18 protein-coding genes and 1 pseudogene are annotated in these 21,436 nt (G+C 70.6%); 12 read left to right on the top strand and 7 right to left on the bottom strand.

The genetic code is table 11. From position 1 onward, the window contains the following. Positions 1-925 (top strand): IS3 family transposase (locus ASF18_RS02790; RefSeq protein WP_244472544.1); only part of this gene is annotated, 925 nt, incomplete at its 5' end. Positions 926-1,559: 634 nt separating this feature from the next. Here ASF18_RS02790 and ASF18_RS02785 read toward each other — a convergent pair. Genes ASF18_RS02785 through ASF18_RS02760 form a run of 6 tightly spaced genes read right to left on the bottom strand, consistent with a single transcriptional unit; the run spans position 1,560 to position 8,607 of the window. Continuing rightward, a complete protein-coding gene (locus ASF18_RS02785) occupies positions 1,560-2,459 on the bottom strand; it encodes an aromatic ring-hydroxylating dioxygenase subunit alpha (protein WP_056349231.1) in 900 nt (299 codons plus the stop codon). A gap of 41 nt (positions 2,460-2,500) precedes the next feature. After that, positions 2,501-3,895: an 8-oxoguanine deaminase gene (locus ASF18_RS02780; protein ID WP_056349229.1), complete on the bottom strand. Its 1,395-nt coding sequence runs from the start codon at positions 3,893-3,895 to the stop codon at positions 2,501-2,503. A gap of 13 nt (positions 3,896-3,908) precedes the next feature. Continuing rightward, on the bottom strand, positions 3,909-4,844 hold the full coding sequence (locus tag ASF18_RS02775; protein ID WP_056349226.1) for an ABC transporter permease: 936 nt from the start codon (positions 4,842-4,844) through the stop codon (positions 3,909-3,911). A 12-nt stretch (positions 4,845-4,856) separates the two neighbouring features. Beyond that, entirely contained in the window at positions 4,857-5,909 is a 1,053-nt protein-coding gene (locus tag ASF18_RS02770) for an ABC transporter permease (RefSeq protein ID WP_056349223.1), read from the bottom strand. Further along, complete coding sequence (locus ASF18_RS02765; protein WP_244472543.1) at positions 5,906-7,486, bottom strand: ABC transporter ATP-binding protein; 1,581 nt, start codon at positions 7,484-7,486, stop codon at positions 5,906-5,908. Before ASF18_RS02765 ends, ASF18_RS02770 begins: the two co-directional genes overlap by 4 nt. Before the next feature lie 5 nt (positions 7,487-7,491). Continuing rightward, on the bottom strand, positions 7,492-8,607 hold the full coding sequence (locus tag ASF18_RS02760; protein WP_056349216.1) for a BMP family ABC transporter substrate-binding protein: 1,116 nt from the start codon (positions 8,605-8,607) through the stop codon (positions 7,492-7,494). 364 nt (positions 8,608-8,971) lie between these two features. Here ASF18_RS02760 and ASF18_RS02755 point away from each other — a divergent pair, with 364 nt between their 5' ends. The 11 genes from ASF18_RS02755 (at position 8,972) to ASF18_RS02705 (ending at position 20,257) form a co-directional block, all read left to right on the top strand. Continuing rightward, on the top strand, positions 8,972-9,256 hold the full coding sequence (locus tag ASF18_RS02755) for a hypothetical protein (protein ID WP_056349213.1): 285 nt from the start codon (positions 8,972-8,974) through the stop codon (positions 9,254-9,256). Further along, positions 9,249-9,905 carry a Rieske (2Fe-2S) protein gene (locus tag ASF18_RS02750; RefSeq protein ID WP_056349209.1) on the top strand — a complete coding sequence of 219 codons (657 nt, stop codon included), beginning with the start codon at positions 9,249-9,251 and terminating at the stop codon, positions 9,903-9,905. Before ASF18_RS02755 ends, ASF18_RS02750 begins: the two co-directional genes overlap by 8 nt. Next, on the top strand, positions 9,902-10,531 hold the full coding sequence (locus ASF18_RS02745) for a glutathione S-transferase family protein (protein WP_056349206.1): 630 nt from the start codon (positions 9,902-9,904) through the stop codon (positions 10,529-10,531). The genes ASF18_RS02750 and ASF18_RS02745 overlap by 4 nt, the downstream gene beginning before the upstream one ends. A gap of 20 nt (positions 10,532-10,551) precedes the next feature. Continuing rightward, complete coding sequence (locus ASF18_RS02740) at positions 10,552-11,475, top strand: LysR family transcriptional regulator (RefSeq protein WP_056349205.1); 924 nt, start codon at positions 10,552-10,554, stop codon at positions 11,473-11,475. 149 nt (positions 11,476-11,624) lie between these two features. Beyond that, a complete protein-coding gene (locus tag ASF18_RS02735) occupies positions 11,625-12,125 on the top strand; it encodes a thiamine pyrophosphate-binding protein (RefSeq protein WP_056349202.1) in 501 nt (166 codons plus the stop codon). After that, positions 12,122-12,763 carry a thiamine pyrophosphate-dependent enzyme gene (locus tag ASF18_RS02730; RefSeq protein ID WP_056349199.1) on the top strand — a complete coding sequence of 214 codons (642 nt, stop codon included), beginning with the start codon at positions 12,122-12,124 and terminating at the stop codon, positions 12,761-12,763. The genes ASF18_RS02735 and ASF18_RS02730 overlap by 4 nt, the downstream gene beginning before the upstream one ends. Before the next feature lies 1 nt (position 12,764). Then, positions 12,765-14,318: a GMC family oxidoreductase N-terminal domain-containing protein gene (locus ASF18_RS02725; RefSeq protein WP_056349196.1), complete on the top strand. Its 1,554-nt coding sequence runs from the start codon at positions 12,765-12,767 to the stop codon at positions 14,316-14,318. Between the two features lie 32 nt (positions 14,319-14,350). Further along, positions 14,351-15,733 carry an amidohydrolase gene (locus ASF18_RS02720; RefSeq protein WP_056349193.1) on the top strand — a complete coding sequence of 461 codons (1,383 nt, stop codon included), beginning with the start codon at positions 14,351-14,353 and terminating at the stop codon, positions 15,731-15,733. A gap of 10 nt (positions 15,734-15,743) precedes the next feature. Next, entirely contained in the window at positions 15,744-16,604 is an 861-nt protein-coding gene (locus ASF18_RS02715; RefSeq protein ID WP_056349188.1) for a hypothetical protein, read from the top strand. Positions 16,605-16,646: 42 nt separating this feature from the next. Then, positions 16,647-19,799: a molybdopterin cofactor-binding domain-containing protein gene (locus tag ASF18_RS02710; protein WP_056349186.1), complete on the top strand. Its 3,153-nt coding sequence runs from the start codon at positions 16,647-16,649 to the stop codon at positions 19,797-19,799. Continuing rightward, positions 19,796-20,257: a 2Fe-2S iron-sulfur cluster-binding protein gene (locus ASF18_RS02705; protein WP_056349183.1), complete on the top strand. Its 462-nt coding sequence runs from the start codon at positions 19,796-19,798 to the stop codon at positions 20,255-20,257. The genes ASF18_RS02710 and ASF18_RS02705 overlap by 4 nt, the downstream gene beginning before the upstream one ends. Before the next feature lie 185 nt (positions 20,258-20,442). Here the strand turns inward: ASF18_RS02705 and ASF18_RS02700 are convergent. Further along, positions 20,443-21,424 (bottom strand): annotated as a pseudogene (locus ASF18_RS02700) (hypothetical protein). Positions 21,425-21,436: the final 12 nt, after the last annotated feature.

Here is a 21,436-nt window from a genome sequence, read left to right as displayed (position 1 = left end):
GAGGTTGGTTCAGAGCACCATCATGCCGCTTCCACCGCGCGACGCACCCCGAATACCCCATCTAGCCCCCGAGCGACGCCGGCAGGCGGTCGACGGCATCCGGGAGAAGTACGGCCTCTCGGAGCGTCACGCCTGCCGGATCGTCGGCCAGCATCGGGGTACGCAGCGCTACGTGCCCACCGTGCCGGCCGACGAGGATGAGCTGACCCGCGCCATCATCGCCCTGGCGTCCGAGTACGGGCGCTACGGCTACCGCCGCGTCACCGCGCTGCTGCAGGCAGCCGGCTGGCAAGTGGGCAAGGACCGGGTTCAGCGCAACTGGCGTCGCGAGGGGCTCAAAGTCCCTAGCCGACAGAGACCCCGCAGCCGCCTATGGCTGAACGACGGCTCATGCGTGCGGCTACGGCCGCTCCACCGCAACCATGTGTGGAGCTTCGACTTCGTGCAGGCTCAGACCCACGACGGCCGAAGCCTACGCATCCTGACGCTGATCGACGAGCATAGCCGGGCGTGCCTGGCGCTGAAGGTGGCACGGCGCATCAACAGCATCGGCGTGATCGAGGCGCTGGCCGATGCCATGTGCCTGCACGGCATCCCCGAGCACATCCGCTGCGATAATGGCCCTGAGATGATCTCGAAGGCACTGCGCAAGTGGGTCGCCAAGACGGGGCCACAGATCCAGTACATCGCGCCAGGATCGCCGTGGGAGAACGGGTACTGTGAGAGCTTCAACGGCAAGCTGCGCGACGAGTTCCTACGCCAGGAGATCTTCTACTCGCTGAAGGAGGCGCAGATCGTCATCGGTCTGTGGCAAACCAAGTACAACTGCGTCCGACCGCATTCGTCGCTGGGCTATCGGCCGCCCGCGCCTGTCAGCTACCCGGGTCTGGCCTTCCGGCTACCCATGGCCGCGACCATGCAGTAGCCTCTCAATCGGCTCGGTCCAAAATACCGGTCAGGTCAATCCCGCTTGAAGTTCACTCCTTCCCGGAGCCGTCACTGACCTCCGCTCGAACGAGCTTGTCTTCTTGTGGATCGCTGCCTTCGCGGCAAAGGTTCGCGGACGCTGACGTTGGCACCTTGAGCGCTCCTTCGATGAACGCACCGTGCTTTCGATCCACCCGATGACTGCCCGGTCCAGGACGGCTTCGGGGCCTCAATCGTCGGTGACCTGAAACAGGACGCGGCGCCGACCGGATAACAGTGTCAGGGCCCTGCCGCGGATCCGCAGCATTCAACTCGCGTCGACCGTAAACCGCGCAACGAAACGTCCCCCCAATCCCCGTTCGAGAGGCCCGCCGCGTGGGTCCGTGACCGCCGATGGCGAGGGGCTCGGAGCCGCCGTTGCCACCGTACCGGTGGCTCCCGCCCGTGGCTGGCGCGACGAAGCCGGTGAGGTTGTGCGACACGGGCAGAGCGGCGACGGCGGGGCCGAGGAGACCATCGGACGATCGCGGCGGCAGGGGGTTGCGAGCGTCCCATGGGAGATGCCCATCTCTGAAGGATGCTCCTCGCTGCCCGGAACGATCCGGCTTCCGAGGGGGAATTCGTCCAGGCCTTCAGGTCTGCGGCGCGGCGTGCAGGGTGGTGCCATAGGTCACGCCCTTCTCCTTGAGCCAGCGCCGGTAGGCCACTGAGGAGGCGTCAGCCCGCGTCGGGATCTCGGCGCGCGGTTCGAGGGGCAGCAGGACCGGGCGCTGGTTCTCCAGGATGATGCGGTCCTGCAGGAAGATGACCTGCTGGAAGGCAACGAGGTCGGTCAGCCGGGACGATTCGTCGATCAGGAACATCACCGGATGCGCCCTGCAGCGGTCCGGGCCGAGGGGCTGGACGAACAGGCAGATCACGTCCCAGCGGTCGGCCGCGCTGGGGCAGGTCTTGTACAGCATCGTCACGTGGGGTGTGGCGACACGGTATTGGTATTGCGTCACGAGCCCTCCCGTTGCCGAGAAGGCAGCCTGGGGCTGGAAGAATCGGCAGTTGGTGGCCCAGACCTCGTCGACGTCGCGCCGGATTTCGGTGGTGTAGTGCATCACCTCGGTGTGCGGTTCGGCCCCGAGGATGTCCGTATGCACGAAGGGGAAATGCGCCATGTCGAGAAAGTTCTCGACGATCCTGAGCCCGGAGGCCCGCAGCCCGACCGCTCCGCAGGGCACGTGGCGCCGATCGGCCTCGTCGGCCTCCGGGATCGCGGGCGGCTCGCCCGCCGGTTCGCCGAGGCTGACCCAGAGGCAGCCATAGCGCGTCCGTGACAGGAGATTCCGCCCGCAGACGGTTCGGACCCGGACTGGGTCGGTGCCCGAAACGATGAGATCGATGCCGAGGAGCCGGGTCCGGGCCGGCCCCGGACGGGGTCTGTGGGCGGGCCCGATCACGTACCAGGCGTCGCGGATCGCCGACTCGAGCTCGGGACCGGGCCGGGGAGTGGATGGGGCGAGAGCGTCCAGAAAGGTTTCCATTGCGAACTCCTGGGCGACCGCAGCCGGTCCGGCTCCTCTCGTCATTGCCAGATTCGCGCCATCGTGGCGGCGTGCTCGGCGAGGAGGGCCGCGAGGTCGAGGTCGCAGAAGGCCCCGTCAGCCATGACCGCGCGCCCGTGGATGACGCTGTGAGAGACCCGGAAGGGGCCGCACATCACCATGGCGGCGAGCGGGTCGCGCTGGGTGCCCGAGAGGCCGAGCTGATCGAGTTTCACGGCGATGAAGTCCGCGCTCATACCGGGGGCCAATGCGCCGATATCGTCCCGGCCGAGAAGTCGGGCGCCGCCGCGGGTGGCCATGCCGAGGGCCTCGCGGGCCGAGAGAGCGCCGGGCGTACCGCCGAAGCCGCCGCGCCCGCCGGGCGCCTCGGATCCGTAGCGGTGGGGAGCGACCCGCTGGAGGAGCTGCGCCAGCCGCGCTTCGAGGAAGAGGTTCGACGTGTCGTTGGAGGCGGAGCCGTCGACGCCGAGCCCGCAGGTCATGCCAGCATCCAGCATCTCGCGGATCTTCGCGATTCCCTGCCCGCAGCGCATGTTGGCGGAGGGACAATGCGCCATGCCGGTGCCCGTCTCGGCGAAGCGCCGGATCTCGTCCGAATCAAGGAAGATCGCGTGGGCGAACCAGACGTCGGGGCCGACCCAGCCCACGGATTCCGCGAAGGCGGCGGGACGCATGCCGTAGGCCCCCTGGCACCAGACCTCCTCGTCGAGGTCCTCGGCAAGGTGCGCGTGCAGGTGGACGCCGTGCGCGCGGGCAAGGGCGGCCGCCTCCCGCATCAGACCGGGCGTCACCGAGAAGGGCGAGCAGGGCGCGATCACGATGCGGATCATCGCGTGGCGGTCCGGATCATGGTGGGCGTGGATCAGCCGCTCAGCGTCCTTCAGGATGTCCGCCTCGCGCTCCACGCAGGCATCCGGCGGCAGGCCGCCCTGGCTCTGCCCACGCGACATGGCACCCCGCGCCGCGTGAAAGCGCAAACCGATGCGCTGCGCGGCCGCGATGGTGGAATCCAGGGTGACGTCGTTGGGACGGATGTAGAGGTGGTCGGAACTCGTGGTGCAGCCCGATGCGATCAGCTCGGCCATTGCCACCTCGGCCGAGACTCGGATGGCGTCGTCGTCGAGACGCGCCCAGATCGGGTAGAGGGTGGTGAGCCAGGTGAAGAGCGGCTCGTCCTGCACCATCACCCGCGTCAGGTTCTGGTACATGTGGTGGTGGGTGTTGATCATGCCCGGCATGACGAGGTGACCGGACAGGTCGAGCACCCGGTCGGCGACGCGCGATCCGAGTTCGGCATCGGTTCCGACCGCCTCGATGACGTGGTCGCGCAGATAGAGGGCGCCATCCCGGATCTCGCGGGCGCCCTCGTCGAAGGTGGCGAGGTGGCTGATGTGACGCACGAGAAGTGTCGGCATCGGGCAACGCTCCTCAGCGAACGTCGCGGTGATAGGGCAGGCCGAGGGCCGCGGGCGCGGCGAACCAGCCCCGCGCCCGACGCCAGGCCACCACCGGCAGGATGATGAACGCGACGGTGCCGAGATAGGGCAGCATCGACAGGATCGCGGGCGCCACCGGCCATCCCCGCGCCTGCCCGACGAAGCCCAGTGCGGTGATCGCGCCGAACAGCAGGGCGGCCGCCACGGCGGCGAGGGGGCGGAACCCGGCGAAGATCACCAGGGCGACGGCGATCCAGCCGCGTCCGGCCACCACGCCCTCCGACCAGGACGACACGAAGGCAAGGGTGAGATAGGCGCCCGCACCGCAGGCGAGGCTCGCGCCGAGGGCGACGTAGAGGAAGCGGATCGCCGCCACCGGGATGCCCGCCGCATCCGCAGCGGCCGGGTTCTCTCCGACGGCGCGCAGGTTCAGGCCGTGGCGCGTCCTGAAGAGCAGCAGGTGCAGCCCGACCGGCAGGACGAGGTAGATTAGGTAGAGCAGCAGGTTCTGCGAGAACAGGGCCGGGCCGAGGACGGGAATTTCGCTGAGCCCCGGAACCGCAACCCGGGGGAAGGCGGCCGCGGCCGGAGCCCCCGCATAGGACCGACCGAGCGTCGCCGCGAGGCCGGAGCCGAGGAGTGTCAGGGCGAGTCCGCACAGAACCTGGTTGGCCCGCAGCAGCACGGTCGCGGCGGCGAACACGCAGCCGAAGCCGAAGCCCACGCCCAGCGCCGCGAGGAAGCCGAGGGTGGGACTCGGGACCGCCGCCACGGTGGCGATCCCCGTGAGGGCCCCCAGGGACATCAGCCCCTCCACCCCGAGATTGACCACGCCGACGCGCTCGGCGAGCACCTCCCCCAGGGCTGCCAGGGCAAGGACGCCGCCAGCCAGCAGCGCCGTCGACAGGATGCCGGTGATCACGTCCAAGCGACGCCTCCCTCAATCCATGGCCCGCGCCCGCCGCGCGGGCCGGTAATGCGCGAGTTCGTCGCCGATCGCCGTGAAGAGCAGAATCAATCCCGTGATGGCGAGCACCGTACTGGTGTTCACCCCCTGGGTCTGCAGGGTGATGCCGGCATTGAGAAGGGCCGCCATCAGCACCGCGCCCACGATCACGCCGAGGCACGAGCCCCGCGCGAGGACCGCCACCATGATGCCGAGATAGCCGTAGTTGTTGGAGATGCCGCCCTGCAGCCGGTGCACCGTGCCGGCGAGCTCGATCATTCCGGCAAGCCCTGCCACAGCGCCGGAGAGCAGCATCACGGCGATGATCCGCGTGCGGACCGGGATGCCGGCGTAGAGGGCTGCGCCCGGATTGGCGCCCGCGATGCGGACCTCGTAGCCGAAGCGCGTGAAGGCGAGGAGGCCGGCCGCCAGCACCGCCACCGCCAGGGCGATCGGCAAGCCCCAGTGCAGCCCCTCGCCCAGCGGCGGAAGCTCGGCGGGAATGCGTGCCGTGGTGGCGAGCGCCAGCCCGGAGGGATCGCGCCAGGGGCCGGTGCAGAGCCATGCCACGAGAAGCGCGGCCACGAAGTTCAGGAGCAGCGTGGTGATGAGTTCGCTGACGCCTGCCAAGGCGCGAGCCAGGGTCGGGACCAGGATCCAGGCTGCGCCGCCGGCCGCTCCGGCCAAAGCCATGAGCGGCAGAACCACGAGGTCGTCGCCCCGGAGCCCGAGACCCACCGCCGTCGCAGCTAGGGCGCCGGCGTTGAACTGGCCCTCGCCGCCGATATTCCAGAGACCGATGCGCTGGGTCAGAGCGACCGCGACGCCGGTCAGGATGAGGGGCGTGACGAGGAGACCGAGATCCTCGAGCCCCTGGACGGACCCGAAGGCGGCGCCGATCACCTCGGCGCCGAGGCGCACGGGCGCCCGGCCAGCGAGAGCCAGGATCAGGGCGACGCAGGCGAGGGCCAGCACGATCGCCGCGAGGCGTCCGAGCAGGGCGATTCCGGCCGGAACGGTCGGCATCCTCTGGAAACGCCAGGTCACGCATGCGCCTCCCGTCCGCCCATCATCAACCCGAGCGTCTCGATGTCCGCTTCGGCTGCGGGCATCACGCCCATGATCCGCCCTGCGAACAGCACAGCGATCCGGTCGGCGAGTTCGAGGATCTCCTCCAGCTCCTCCGAGAAGAGCAGCACCGCCCGGCCCCGGTCGCGCAGCTCCGCGAGGTAGGACAGCAGCGTGTCGATCGCCCCGACATCGAGGCCCCGGCTCGGATAGGCGGCGACCAATACCCGGTCGGCGATGCGGATTTCGCGGCCGGCCACGAGCCGCTGCTGGTTGCCGCCCGAAAGATTTCGCACCGGCATGGCGAAATCCGGCACCATCACCGCTGCGTCGGCGGCGATCGTCCGGGCGAGTTCCGCCGCCGCCCGGGGTCTGAAGAGCCCCCCGGCGCCGATCCGCGCCCCCCCATATTCGCGCAGCACCGCGTTGTCGGACACGCTGAGATCTGGGGCGAGGCCGCTGCGCAGGCGATCCTCCGGGATGTGGCCGATGCCGGCCGCCGCGAAGGCGGCCGCGCCGGACCGTGCCGCCAGGCGCCCGTCGATCCGCACCGTCCCCTGCGCAGGACGGCGCATGCCCGTCACGACCTGGCTCAGTTCGCGCTGACCGTTGCCCGCGACTCCGGCGATGCCCAGGATCTCGCCCACGTGTAGGGAGAGGGAAACGTCCCGCAGCGCGGGCAGACCCCGGTCGTCGTGAACCGAGACGCCTTCGAGTTCGAGGACGGGCGCCCGTGAGACCGACGTCCCGGCTGCGCGGGGACGCTTGCGGCGCAGGGCGATGTCGTGGCCGACCATGAGCGTCGCGAGGCCGCGCTCGTCGGCGCCCGCGGCGGAACGCGTGGCGACCTTGCGGCCGCAGCGCAGCACACTGATCCGGTCAGCGATGGCCACCACCTCGTCGAGCTTGTGGCTGATGAAGATCACGGCATTGCCGCCGGAGCGGAAGCTCCGCAGGGCGGAGAACAGCTCTCGCGCCTCGGCGGGGGTGAGCACGGCGGTGGGCTCGTCGAGGATCAGGATGCGCGCCTCGCGCGCCAGGACCCGCAGGATCTCGACACGCTGCTGCTCGCCGGCCGAGAGGTCGCCGACGATCGCCTCGGGCCGCACCGCGAGGTTGAAGCGTGCGGCGAGGGCCCGGGTGCGTGCCTCCAGCGCCGCAGCGGAGGCGCGCCACGGCGTCCGCGACCAGCCGAGATGGATATTCTCGGCCGCCGTAAAGGCGGGCACGAGCTTGAAGTGCTGATGCACCATGCCGATCCCGGCCGCGATCGCCGTCTGGGGCGAGGGCAGGCCACGGGCGTAGCCGTCCAGGATGATCGTGCCGGCATCGGGCTGGTAAATGCCGGTGAGGATATTCATCAGGGTCGACTTGCCGGCCCCGTTCTCGCCCAGCAGCGCGTGGATCTCGCCCGGCATCACAGTGAGGTCGATGGCGTCGTTCGCGAGCACGCCCGGGAACGCCTTGGTGATACCCTGCAGCTCCACCAGAGCCGGCGTGCCGGGCGGGTAGCCAAGCGCGTCCTCGGCCGGGTCGCGGGACGTCGCGGCCGGCACGCCCATCAGGCGCCGAGGCCAGCCACACCCTCAATCGACCAGTCCCAATTGTAGAGTTCGGCGTCCGTCATGGTCTTGCTGGCGGGGACGCGGACCTGGCCTTTGTTGTCCCGGATCTCGCCCATGAACGGCGACGTGCCGCCGAGGATCCTGTCGCGGGCGGCGTCGGCCTGCCGCGCCACTGTCTCCGGGACGGATTGGCCCCAAACGTCGCGGTCGACGCCGCCGCCCATGGGCAGCAGCGTCGTGCCCGGCGTCCAGGTCCCGGCGATGCGCCGGGCCACCTGGTCGACGTAGTACTTCCGCGAGTCGACCACGATCGAGCTGACATAGGCGTCCGGCCCGAAGCGGCGCATGTCGGTATTCCACATGGCGGCCTTGATGCCGCGCTGCTGGGCCACCTGGAGGTAGCCGGCCTCGTCCATGATGCCGAACAGGAAGTCGCAGCCGTTGTTGGCGAGAGCCACGCCGGCCTGGTTCGCCGCCTGGGGATCGAACCAGGAATTGATGGTGATCACCTGCACGGTCGCTTCGGGTTTCACAGTGCGGGCGCCCATCAGGAAGGCGTTGGTCGAGGAGAAGCAGGAGGGTACGGGGAACGAGGCGATGTAGCCGAGCTTGCCCGACTTGCTCATCAGGCCGGCCGCGACGCCGAGCACGTAGGTCGGGTACCAATGCGCGAAGTAGTACCAGCCGAGATTATCGCCCGTGGTGCGCCCGTCGCATTCGAGGAAGCCGACCTTCCGGGCACGCTTGGCGACGTCGTAGAGGAAATCACCGTAATTCGAGGTGGCGAAGACGAGGTTGGCGCCGTTCGAGACGAATTGCCGGAAGGTCCGCGAGGCGTCGGCCGAGTAGGGGATCGACTCCACGAACAGGGTCTTGGCCTGCGGGAAAGCGGCCTGCACGGCCTTCATCCCCTGGTCGTGGCTCCAGGTCCAACCCTCGTCCGTGACCGGGCCCACATGCCCGAAGGCGATCACCGCGTCCTTCTCGGCCACCGCCGGGAGGGGTGTGGCGGCCCGAGCCGGCAACAGTCCGGCGGGGAGGATCAGGCCTGCGCCGGTGGCGACTCCCAGGCCGAGGAGATGGCGGCGGCTCGGCAGAACGGCATCGGTCATCGCTGGGCTCCAGCTGGAATCACCGCGCCGTGGCCGGGCGGCAGCGCGGGCGAGCCCGATCCCGGGAACTCCCGCTGAGAAAGCGGCGGCGAGATCCGTGCCCCGACGTGGCAGGCCTTCGCTTCGGCAGGCCTTCCCGGTGAGGTCTCCGGGCCGGTCCACCGATCCGCATCCGGTCAGCGTGGCGGCGCCGCGCTGTCCCGCATAGCCGGGAAAAAGCGATCAGGCTGGTGCGCCCAACGCAACACCGCGGAAGGTGCGGCTTGGGGATTTGCGAGGGCTTGCGATCCGATCCGATCACGCTTTAAGCAGGTCATCGGAGTGGCGCCGAAAGAGGCGACGGCCCACCGGAGGGTCCCGGCCCATGCGTAGCGCCACGGTCATGACGTTCTCCGGCCGGTTCCGTCCGGCGAGCTTCCGGGCCTTCGCGGAGTACCGAGCCCGCCTGCTCGACCTGACCTCCGTCTGGGGCGCATCCGGCTCGGAACGCATGGTCGTCACGGTCTCCGGCCAGAGCGACTTCGTCGACGCCTTCGAGATGGCTTGCAGCCTTGGGCCCATGGATTGCCTGATCCACGACGTCGAGCGGTGTGAGGCGGCGCCGGCGGACGGGATGCCGGGCCCGGGACGGGAGCATGACGATGGATGAGCCGACAGGATGGTACGCGGTCGCCCTGAGCGCGGATCTGGAGCCCGGAACCTCGGCGGGCACGCGCCTATTCGGGCACGAACTCGTGGTCTGGCGCGACGCGGCGGGCCTCGCCCATGTCTGGGAGGACCGCTGCCCCCATCGCGGCATGCGCCTCAGCTTCGGCTTCGTGCGGGGCGATCACATCGCCTGCCTGTATCACGGCTGGCAGTACGATACCGCCGGCCAGTGCCGCTACATCCCCGCCCATCCGGACCTCGCGGTCGGCCCAATGATCCGGGCGCGCACCTCTCCCTGCCAGGAACGGGCTGGGATGATCTGGGTAGGATGGGGGACGGAGGCTGGGGACGCGGACGCGACGGAGGAGGGCGCGGCGGTGGCGGCGCCCGTTACGCCCTTGCGCAGCCTCTACCTCGACGTCTCGGCCGAGCGTCTCGCCACTGCCCTGGGATGTCCGCCGGGCACCGGGCTCGTCCACTTCGACCTCGCCGGCTCGCCCGTCCTTGTGGCGGTGCAGCCCCTCGCCGGGGCGGCGAGCGCCGCCCACATCGTCGTCCCGGCCTCGCCCGCCGCCCCGGGGGCCGACCTCGCCGGGCTCGCATCAGCCTGTACGGCCCTGCGCCGCCATGTCGAGGGAACCCTGCCGTGAGCCTGCGCCTCTACGATTTCCAACTCGATGAGAACGGCTACAAGGTCCGGCTCGCCCTCGGCGCCCTGGGCCTAGCCCACGAGACCGTCGCGGTCGACATGGTCCCGGGCGACGAGCAGGCGCGCCCGCCGCTGATCGACCTGAATCCGCTCGGCAGCCTCCCGATCCTCGTCGATGACGGCCTCGTGCTGCGCGAGGCCGAGGCGATCCTCGCCTATCTGGCCCGGCGCTACGATGCGGCCGGCACCTGGCTGCCGCAGGAGCCGGCGGCGTTCGGGCAGACCCTGATGTGGCTCGCCTTCGCGACGCGCGACCTGCATGCCGCGACCCTGGCCCGGCGCGCCGCCCTGTTTGACCATCCCGGCGACGCGCAGGCCTTGGAGGCGCAGGCCCGCGCCGCCTTCCGCGCGATGGAGGATCACATGACCCTGCGGGGCCTGCTCGGCTTCGCGTGGTTCGCGGGACCGGCCGCCACGGTCGCGGATCTCGCCCTGTTCCCCGCCTTTGCCCTCGCGCGCGATTTCGGGATCGATCACGAGGCCTATCCTGCCCTGCGCCGCTGGAGCCGTCGGGTGCGGGGCCTTCCGGGCTTCCGCACCATGCCGGGCATCCCGGACTATCATTGAGGCCGGCCGGACCCGTCAACGTGGACCCCCATCGCCTCGGCCTCGTCTCGACCCGCCTGCACTATTTCCAGCTTGTCGCCCGCGCGGGATCGATCCGGCAGGTGGCGCTGGCCCTCAACCTCGCCCCCTCGTCGGTCAGCAGGGTCATCGCGCAGCTCGAGCAGGATCTCGGCACCCAGCTGTTCGAGCGTGCCAAGCAGCGCCTGCGCCTCACCAGTGCCGGAGAACTCCTGCTGTACCGGGCGCGCCTGAGCCTCGGTGAGTTGAGCCGAGCCTGCACGGAGGTGGGCGAGCTGCAGGGACTGCATCGCGGCACCATCACGGTGGCCCTCGTGGAGAGCGTCGCGCGCGGCCTGTTCCCGGCCGTCATGGGTGCATTCTGGGAGCGTCATCCCGGCATCGCGGTCGACATCAAGGTAGTGCGCTCCGCCGCCGCCGCGGCGGCGATCGCCGACGGGGATTGCGAACTGGCCATCGGCTTCGATCTGCGCCCCCCGCGCGGAACCCAGCGCCTCGCAGCGGCCCTCATCCCCGTGGGGGCGCTGATGCGCCCCGACCACCCCCTCGCGCAACGCGCGGCGCTGCGGATGTTCGACCTGGCAGAGGAGGCCGTCATCCTCTCGGATACCAGCCTCACCCTCGGCACAGCGATCGAGGAGGCCCTGGCGGAGGCCTCTGCCCATGTCGGTCGGCGGGTCATCACCAACTCCATCGGCACCATGGTGGCGCTGGCGAGCGCCGGGGCCGGGATCTCCCTCCAGGCCCGCCTCGGGGTCGAGGCCGAGATTGCCGAGGGACGCCTCGTCTTCGTACCCCTGGTCGACGCCAAGCTGAAGCCGCGCCGCCTCGTTCTCGTGGCGCGCAACCGCGGCCGCCTTTCGGAAGCGGGTGCGGCCCTCGCCGCGATGCTGGCCCGCGCCGTCGAGGTCCTTACCGAGCTCTGAGCCCTCGGGGTGTTGCGCACGGCGCATCATGCCGGCCACAAAACGGCAGCTATCCAGGACAAGCCCGGGCGGCGAACCTGCGCCCAGGGATACAGCCTGCGACGACAGGATCGGACCGCGATGAACGATCTGCCGATGAAGGACCTGACATGACGCCCGCCGCCGCTGACGCCGTGATCCGCGGCCTGAAGCGAGCCGGCGTGTCGATCGTCTGCTACCTTCCCGACTCCCTGTTCAGGGAACTCTATCCCGCCCTCGACGCGGACCCGGACCTGCGCACCATTCCGGTGACGAACGAGGGCGAGGGCGCGGCGATCTGCGGAGGCGTCTTTCTGTCCGGCAAGCGCGCCGTGCTGGTGATGGAGAATTCCGGCCTGCGCGCCTCCGTCGAGCCCCTGGCCCGCATGGGGCTGGGAGCCGGCATCCCGGTGGTGATGCTGATGAGCTACCGGGGCGACCTCGGCGAAAACAACTGGTGGGCGATCCCGCACGGCATCACCATGGAGCCGGTGCTGGAGGCCCTGCGGATCCCCTACCGGGTGGTGCGCGACGAGGCCGAGATCGAGGGGGCGATCGCCGACGCCTACGCCTCGGCCTACGCCTCCTACTACCATGCGGCGATCGCCCTCAGCGGGAGCATCGTACGATGAGCGGAGAGCAAATCGGGTCCGACGCGTCGATGACGCGCTACGCCTGCATGCAGCGCCTCGCGGCACGCCTCCGGGACGAACTGGTGATCCTCTCCCTCGGGGGCAGCGTCGACGAGTGGTACGATGCCGCTCCGCATATGCGGTCGGCCAGTCTGTTCCAGCAGCAGCTCGGCTGCGTGACGCCTCAAGCCTTCGGCCTTGCCGCCGGCCTGCCCCATCGGCGCATCGTCTCCCTCGATACCGACGGGGGCCTGCTGTTCAACCTCGGGATCCTCGCCACCCTAGGCAACGAGCAGCCGCCAAACCTGTTCGTCGTGGTCTGGGACAACCACTGCTACCAGTCGATCGGCGGCCCGCCGACCCACACGGCACGGGGCCGGGTCGATCTCGCGGCGATCGCGCGCGGTACCGGCGTGGAGCATGCCTACACGGTAAGGGACCTCGACACCTTCGAACGGCACTGTGCCGAGGGGCTCGCGGCGCAGGCGCCCTACCTCGTGGTCGCCAAGGTGGCGGGCCGCGTCCAGCCGGGCATCCGGCGCAAGCACAGCGACGGACGCGAGGACAAGTACATCTTCGTGCGCCACGTCGAGGCCTGCGAGGGCATCACCATCATGGGCCCGAGCGAGCACAACTGAGATGCTGCGCGACGCCGAGGCCCTGGATTCCGCCTACGACGTCGTCGTTGCCGGGGCCGGGACCGGAGGCTGCGTGGTGGCTGGTCGCCTCGCGGAAGCGGGCCTCGCCGTACTGCTGGTGGAGGCCGGACCGCCGGACACCGCCGACCCCGCCATCGCGGATGCAGGTGCCTGGGTCGGTCTCCTCGGTGGCCCGAACGACTGGGGTTATGCCTACGCCCCCGCGCCCGCGGTCGGGGGCCGCACCATCGCGATTCCGCGGGGCCGCGTCCTAGGCGGATCGAGCAGCATCAACGCGATGCTGTGGAACCGCGGCCATCCGTCCGACTACGATGGTTGGGCCGCCGCCGGCGCCACGGGCTGGGACTTCGCCGCGGTGCTCCCGTATTTCCGGCGCGCGGAGGACTGGGAACACGGGGAGACGCTCCTGCGCGGCGCGGGGGGGCCACTGCGCATCGAGACCCCGAGCGAACCCCATCCGGTCGCCGTTGCTCTCCTGGCGGCTGCGGCCGAACGCGGTCATCCTGTCCTCGACGACGCCAACGGGCCGGACAACACGGGCGCCGCCCTGGCCAATCTGAACAAGCGCGGCAACCGGCGCTGGAGCGTGGTCGACGGCTATATCCGCCCCCTCTCGGCCAACCCGGACCTGACGGTGCTCACCGGCGCCACGGTCCTCGACCTGCTGGTTTCGGGCGGCGCCTGCACCGGCCTGCGACTCGCCCTCGCGGGGCGAGTCGTGGCGGTGCGTGCCCGCCACGAGGTCGTGCTGGCCTCGGGGGCCATCGGCACGCCCGCGCTGCTGATGCGCTCCGGCATCGGCGACCCGGCCGAACTCGCACGGCTCGGAATCCCCGTCCGCCACGCCCTGCCGGGCATCGGTCGGAATCTCCAGGACCATCCGCTCCTGATGGGGATCAACTTCTCCGCTCGGGCGCCCCTTGGGCCGGTCCGCGACAACGGCGGCGGGGCGCAGCTGAACTGGCGCAGCCGGGCGGATGCGCACGCACCCGACCTGCATGCCTTCGTGGTGCAGGGCTCCCATGCCGGCCCGGAGATCGCGGCGACGGCGGACCTGTCGGGTCCGGTCTTCGGGGTCTCGCCCGGGCTGATGGGCTCCAGAAGCGTCGGGAGCCTGCGCCTCGAGAGCGCGGAGCCGGACGGTGCCGTCACCATCCAGCCGAACTTCCTCGCCGAGTCAGCGGATCGCGCGGCCCTGGCGGGCGCCATCGACACGATCCTCGACCTAGCCAGCACGGCCGCCTTCCGCGACCTCGGCGCGGTTCCGCTCACCCCCGCCCGGCGCCTCGGCCGGGCCGAAGCGAAGACCTTCGTGGCCCGCGCCTGCTCCACGTTCTTCCACACCTGCGGCACATGCGCGATGGGCACCGGACCGGCCGCCGTGGTCGATCCGGTCCTGAATCTGCATGGGCTGCAGGACCTGCGTGTCGCCGACGCCTCGGTGATTCCGGTGATTCCGACCGGCAACACGCAGGCGGCGGTGGTGATGATCGCCGAACGCGCCGCCGATCTGATCCGGGAGGCCGCACGATGAGCCTGCAGCCGCGTCACCGAGGTGAGCCCGACATGAGTGCCGACCGCATCCTCGCCGCCGACCTCGTTCTCACGATGGATCCCCGAAACCGCGTCGTCACGGACGGGGCCGTGCTGATCCAGGGCAACCGGATCGGCGCCGTCGGTCCCCGGGAGGCCCTGGCCGCCGCGCACCCGTACGCGGCCGTGGTACGCCTGCCGGACCGGCTGCTGATGCCGGGGCTCGTCAACGCGCATATGCATTCGGGCTTCCTGCGCGGTACCGCCGAGCACCTGCCGGTCTGGGACTGGCTGCGGCTGCACATCAACCCGATGCACCGGCTGCTGCGCCCCGAGGAGGCCGAGGCGGCCTCCTGGCTCTGCTACGCCGAGGGGCTGCTCTCCGGCAGCACCACGATGCTCGACATGTGGCGCTTCATGGAGGGCAGCGCCCGGGCGGCCGAGACCCTGGGCAACCGCCTCCTCTGCGTGCCCTATGTCGGCGCGCATCCCGACTACGACTACTTCGACCGCCTCGACGACAACGAGGCGCTGATCGAGAGCCGGCACGGCAGCGCGAACGGGCGGATCAGCGTCTGGGTGGGCCTGGAGCACCTGTTCTACGCCGACGAGGCCGGCCAGCGCCGAGCCATCGAGATGGCCAAGCGCCACGGCACCGGCTTCCACACCCATTGCAGCGAGGCCGAGGTCGAGGTCGCGGAATTTACGCAGCGCTACGGCTGCCGGGCGATGTTCGCCCTCGACAGGCTCGGCTTCTTCGAGACGCCCCGCGCCCTCATCGCCCACGCGGTCTGGCTCGACGAGGCCGAGATCGACCTGCTGGCCGGCCGCGGCGTCGCGGTGGCGCACAACCCGGTCAGCAACATGAAGCTCGCCAGCGGCATCGCGCCGGTCGAAGCCATGCTGAAGGCCGGCGTCGCGGTCGGGCTCGGAACCGACGGCGAGAAGGAGAACAACAACCTCGACGTCTTCGAGGAGATAAAAACCGCCTCCCTGCTCGGCAAGCTCAAGACCCTCGACGCAGCCGCCCTCGATTCCTGGGAGGCCCTCCGCATGGGCACGATCCTGGGTGCCCGGGCCCTGGGCCTCGAGCACGAGATCGGCTCCCTGGAGGCCGGCAAGCGCGCGGACCTCATCGCGATCCGCACCGACACGCCGCGGATGACGCCGCTCTTCGGCGACGGGCCCTGGTTCAACCTCCAGCACAACCTCGTCCACGCGGTGCGAGGCTCGGACGTGGACCTGACCATGGTGGACGGCACGGTCGTGGTGGAGGACGGCCGACTCAAGACCGCTGACCTGCGCGTCCTCATCGACCATGTCCGCGGCCTCGCGCCGGGCCTGTTCACCCGCCGGGCCGGGTGGCTGGCCGAGAACGAGGCGGGGACCGTGCAGTGGACGGGGCCGGGTCGGTGAGGGGCCGCCGATGAAGACCGACGACCGGGTCGCCCTGGACGACTGGTATGCGGTGGAGACGGCGGCGGCGGTGAGCGGCGTGCCGCGGGCCACGCGCCTGCTTGGCCAGGACATCGTCTGCGACCGCCTGCCCGACGGAACGCTTCGGGTGCGCGAGCGGCTGGCGGACGGTTACGGGCCGCCCCTGCCGGTCCGCACCCGCTACGGCTGCCTCTGGACCACCCTCGGCCAGCCGAACCGCGACGTGATCGCGATCGTCGAGGCTGACGAGCCGGACCGGCGCTTCGTGCCCTGCGGCTGGGTGAAGATGCGCACGTCCGCCCCCCGCGTGGTCGAGAATTTCCTCGACATGGCCCATTTCCCCTTCGTGCACACGGACATCCTCGGGGCCGAGCCGCACACGCAGGTGCCGGCCTACGCCTCCGAGATCCGCCGGGACGTGGACGAGGTCTGGGCCACGAACTGCACCTTCTTCCAGCCCCGCATCGCCGCCACCGAATCCGCCGGCGATTTCGTGCGTCTGACCTACCGGGTGCCGTCGCCCTTCGTGGTCATGCTGTACCGGGTCTGCCCGAGCGCCCCGGCCCGCCTCGACGCCATCACGCTGTTCATCCAACCCATGGAGGAGGAATTGTGCCGGGCACAGCCCGTCATGTACCTCGTGGATGCGACCTCGACCCACACGGCGCTCCTGAACTTCGAGCAGGTCATCTTCCTGCAGGACCGCATCATCGTGGAGAACCAGCGTCCCCTCCGGTTGCCGCTGGAGCCGCGGCACGAAATCCCGACGCGGGCGGACAAGTCGTCTGTGGTCTACCGGCGCTGGCTCAAGGAAAAGGGCCTGCGCTTCGGCACCCTGTCCCATGCCTGAGGCCGTCCCGAGCCGCTGGGCTCCCATGAGGATCGGACTCCCATGAGAATCTTGCGGCCGCGTGACCCGGCCGACGCCATCGCGTCGCTCTGCGAGCATGGGCCGGCCGCGCGCCTCGCGGCGGGTGCGACCGCGCTCCAGCTCGACTGGGCGAACGGCACCGCCCCCCCGGAGGTGATCGTCGACCTCTCGGGCCTGACCGAACTTCTTGGAATCACGCAGGAGGGCGATTGCCTGCGCATCGGTGCCGCCGTGCCCCTGGCCGAAATCGCCTGCGACACGCGCGTCGTCCGCGACCTGCCGCTTCTGGCGGAGGCGATTGCGGGGGTCGGGGCGCCGGGCGTGCGCGTGCTCGCCACCCTCGGGGGCAACGTCGCGGGGCGCACGGGCTGCTGCCTACCCGCGCTCCTCGCCCTCGACGCCGAACTCGAACTCTGCCCGGACGCGGGCCAGGCGGTTCCGTTGGCCGCATGGCTCGGCAGGGTACTGGATCCCGCGAGCCTCGTCGTCGCAGTGCGGGTGCCGATCCAGCGGCTAAGCGACCGCGCGACCCTGCGCAAAATAGGCCTGCGCGCCGCCTTCAGCCCGAGCGTGATCGGGGTGGCGGGCCGCCTGCGCCTGGAGGGCGGGAGGATCGCTGCCGCGCGCCTGGCCGTGGGTGGCGGTCCGGTGGCGTCGCGCCGGCTCCCCGAAGCGGAGGCCCGGCTCGCAGGGTGCTGCGAGACGCATCTCGACTGGAGCGCCCTGCATGCAGCGCTGCTCGGCGAGATCGAGGCCCCCGACGATGCCGCCCGCAGCGGCGCCTATCGCCGCCTCGCGGCGGCCAACGCTCTGGTGGCGGGCCTCGGCGGCGTGGCGGCCCTACCGCGGCGTGCGCCGAGCCGCGCGTCCCGTCCCCCGGCCGGCCCACCCCCCGTGGGCGAGCGGATCCTGTCGCGCGCCGCCAACCCGGCGGCGTGGCATGTACGCCCGGATATCGCCGACAAGGTGCATGGGCGCCTCGCCTACCTCACGGATGCGAGGGTGCCCGGCATGCTGGTCGGCCGCATCCTGCGGGCCGGAATGCCGCATGCCCGCATCGTGAGCCTCGAGACTGCGGCGGCCGAGGCGCTGCCCGGAGTCTCAGCCGTGGTGACCCACCGCGACGTGCCGGGACTCAACGCCTTCGGGATCATGGTCCAGGACCAGCCGGCGCTCTGCGACACCCTGGTCCGCTACGTGGGCGACGCGGTCGCGGCGGTCGCGGCCGTGGACGACACCACGGCGCGGGCGGCGCTGGCGCTGATCCGGGTCGGCTACGCGCCCCTGCCGGTGGTGGATTCGCCCGAGGCTGCCTTGGCCGAAGGTGCGCCGCGGCTGCATCCGGAGGGCAACCTGCGCCGCGAGGTCGTGGTCACGCGCGGGGATGCCGCCGCGGCCCTCGCGGATTGTGCCCATATCGTATCGGAGACCTACGTCACCCCGCGCCAGATGCACGGATTCCTGGAGACCGAAGGCGGCTGGGCTGCCCTCGAGCCCGATGGCAGCCTGACGATCCGCGCCGGTGGCCAGCACGGGGCCCGCGACCGGCTCCAGCTGGCGCGCATCCTCGGCTGGCCGGAGGCGCGCATCCGGGTGGTGACGAGCCCGACCGGCGGCGCCTTCGGCGGCAAGGACGAGCTGACGGTGCAGCCGGCCCTGGCGCTGCTCGCCCTCAAGGCCGGACGCCCTGTACGCCTGCACCTCGACCGGGCGGAGTCGGTGGCAGCCGGGGTGAAGCGCAACCCGATGCGGATTCGCATGCGCAGCGGCTGCGACGCACAGGGTCGGCTGTGCGCGGTGGTGGTGGATGTGCTCGCCGACGGTGGGGCCTACGCGTCCCTGAGCCCCGCCGTGATCGAGACGGCCCTGGAGCATGCCTGCGGACCCTACCGCGTCCCCAATTTCGACGGCCGCGCCCGGCTGGTGGCCACCAACAACGGCACCTGCGGCGCTTTCCGGGGCTTCGGCGCCAACGAGATGACCTTCGCCATCGAATCCCAGATCGGGCGGCTTGCCGAGTTGGCCGGCCTCGATCCGGTGGCGATGCGCCGCCGCAACCTGCGGGCTCCGGGCAGTCCGGGCGCTCTGGGCCAGCGGGTGGGCCCGAGCGAGCGGCTCGCCGAGATGCTGGATGCCGCCGCCGCGAGCCCGCTCTGGTCCCCCGATGCGGAGGCGGATCGGGCTATGGAAAGCATAGGGACCGGCATGGCTCTGAACTATCAGGGCAACGGCCTCGGCTCGCTGCCCGAGGATCGGGCCGCCGTGACCTTGGCTCTGGCCGCCGACGGCGCCATCGAGGCACGCTACGGGCTCGACGAGATCGGCCAGGGGCTGCAGACGGCGATCCGCAGCGCTGTCGCGGCCCGCCTCGGGGTGGCGCGGGAGGATGTCAGGGCCGTCACCGGCGACACCGCCGCCGCACCAGATTCCGGTTCCACCACCGCCTCGCGCGGCAGCTTCGTCGTCTGGATGGGCGCGCAGCGCGCCGGCGTACCTTTCGCCGGTGCGCTGCTGACCGCGGGCGCCCGGGTCCTGGGCCGCCCGGCGGAGGAGCTCGCCCTCGGCCCCGGTGGGTTGTGCGAAGCCCAGTCGAACAGTCGCCGCTGCCTCCTCACCTTTGCGGAACTCGCCGCCCGCCTGCCCGAGATGAACCGCCCGCGCGCCGACGCGGTCTTCGCCTATCCGAAGACCGACTACGTGGCGGGCAATGCACGCTACTTGTTCGCCTTCGGCGCGACCCTGGCCCGCGTTGCCGTCGACCGGGCGACGGGACAGGTGCGGGTGCTCGACCTGCACCAGCACACCGCAGCGGGTCCCGTCCTCGATGCCGCGGCCTATCTCGGCCAAATCGAGGGCGGCGGCGTGCAGGGCCTCGGCTTCACCCTGTCGGAGGATGCCCTCATGGCCGGAGGCCGCTACCTCACCGGCAACCTCGACCGCTACATGCTGCCGGGCATCGCCGATGCACCCTTGCGCAGCCGGGTGCTCGCGCTGCCAGACCTCGACGCGAGCGACCCCTACGGCCCGCGCGGCATCGGCGAACTCGGCATCGGCGCCGTCACGCCCGCCATCGCTGCCGCCGTGGCGGACGCGACCGGATTTTGGCCGAGCGTGACGCCGATTTCGCCCGAGGCGCTGCTGCAAGCGGTAGGCGGCGGGGCAGGTGCATCGTGAACGAGCGCCGCTACCGCCTCAACGGGCAGACCTGCGCCGATGCTGGGCCGCCGGAGCGGCGGCTCCTCGACATCCTGCGGGAGGACCATGCTCTCACGGCCGCCAAGCCCGGCTGCGGCATCGGCCGCTGCGGCGCCTGTACGGTCCTCGTTGACGGGCTGCCGGTCAATGCCTGCCTCGTCATGGCCTATCGGCTCGACGGCCGCGAGATCGTCACAGCGGAGGTCGCATCAGGCTGGCCGGAGATGGCGATCGTGCGCGCGGCGCTGATCGCCGAGAATGCTTTCCAGTGCGGCTACTGCGCCCCCGGCATCACCTTCGCGCTGGCAGCCCTGCTGCGCCGAGCACCGGAGTCCGATGACGGTGCGATCCGGGCCGCCCTCGTGGGCCATCTCTGTCGCTGTACCGGTTACACCGCGATCCTGCGGGCTGCCGCGCGCGTGTTCGCCGGTCCCTGAGGCCGCACGCTCCGACGCCTCCTCCTGAGCCGGAGGCCGACGGTCCCAGCCCTATCTTCCTCGGCCCCTCCCTCTGCCTTCGCCGCCACCTTCCGCGAGGCGCCCTGGGTGACTCGACCCGAGCGGCCCCGCAGCCTGCGCGGAGGTCGATCGGTGAGACCGCCGTCGAGGCGCGGGACAACTCCCTAGAACACGTGGAAGGCGACGCCGGCCAGGACGCTCTTTTCCTCAGTGCCCTTGAAGTTGGTCCGCTCGCTGTTGCCGAACTTGTTGAGCCAGTACTGGAAGCCGATCAACACATCGACCCGGTTGGGCTGGTTGTAGACCAGCTTGTCCACATCCAGGACCAGGTTGGTGCGCGAGAGAAATTCCAGGCCCGTCTTCGGGTTGAAGGCGAAGGCGGCCGGGTTGGCCCCGCCACTTGGGCAGCACGATGTTGTTGAAGCCCGCGATGCTCAGGGGCAGGCCCGTGAAGGCCAGCGGAAAGTTGTAGACGATCTCGAACTCCGGCACGACGTCGAAGCTGGTGTAGCGGTCCGCCCCAGGTTGAAGCCGTTGCGGTTCCATTTCTTGTAGGCGTGCACCGAGGCGTTGAGGAAGCCCGCCGGCACGTCGAAGGCGAAGTTCAGGCCCCCCACCACGTCGCGTTTCTTGGAGCCGAAGGCGTCGTTCTGCGCATTGGCGTCGAAGCCGAAGGCCAGCGACACGTCCTTGACGAGGCCCGGCACCACGAAGGCTTGGTGCCGGTGAGCGCGTTCAGGCTCAGTGTGCCGCGGTAGAGCCCGTAGGCTTCGGTGTTCCCGTAGTCGTACTGGGCAAAGCCGCCCGGCGCATTGGCGGTGCCGGCGGGGAACTGGGCGCCCGACTTCAGGATGTCGAGGGAGAAGAAGTTCGCCCGTATTCCCAGGCATCGGCGTGGGAGATATTGAGGATGTGCCTGGACGCGTCCTAATTGCGGAAGCTGCCGTCGGCCCGCTGCACCTGGCTGCCCGGGTTGGCCGCCGGGAACTGGTAGCGGTAGCTCATCTGCGTATCCGAGAACAGGAAGAACGAGGATGGAACCTCCGCGGGCGCGACCGGTGCCTTCTCCGACTTCAGGTCGGCGGCCGCAGCAGCCCCTGTCAGGGTCAGCGACACGGCGGCTGCAGCCAAACGTCCCGAAAACATGGTTGGTCCCTT

It is taken from the genome of Methylobacterium sp. Leaf89 (genome assembly GCF_001422215.1).
In the GTDB taxonomy this organism is placed as follows: Bacteria; Pseudomonadota; Alphaproteobacteria; order Rhizobiales; family Beijerinckiaceae; genus Methylobacterium.
The sequence above is the reverse complement of the archived record's forward strand: the minus strand, read 5'-3'. Positions and strand labels throughout refer to the sequence as shown.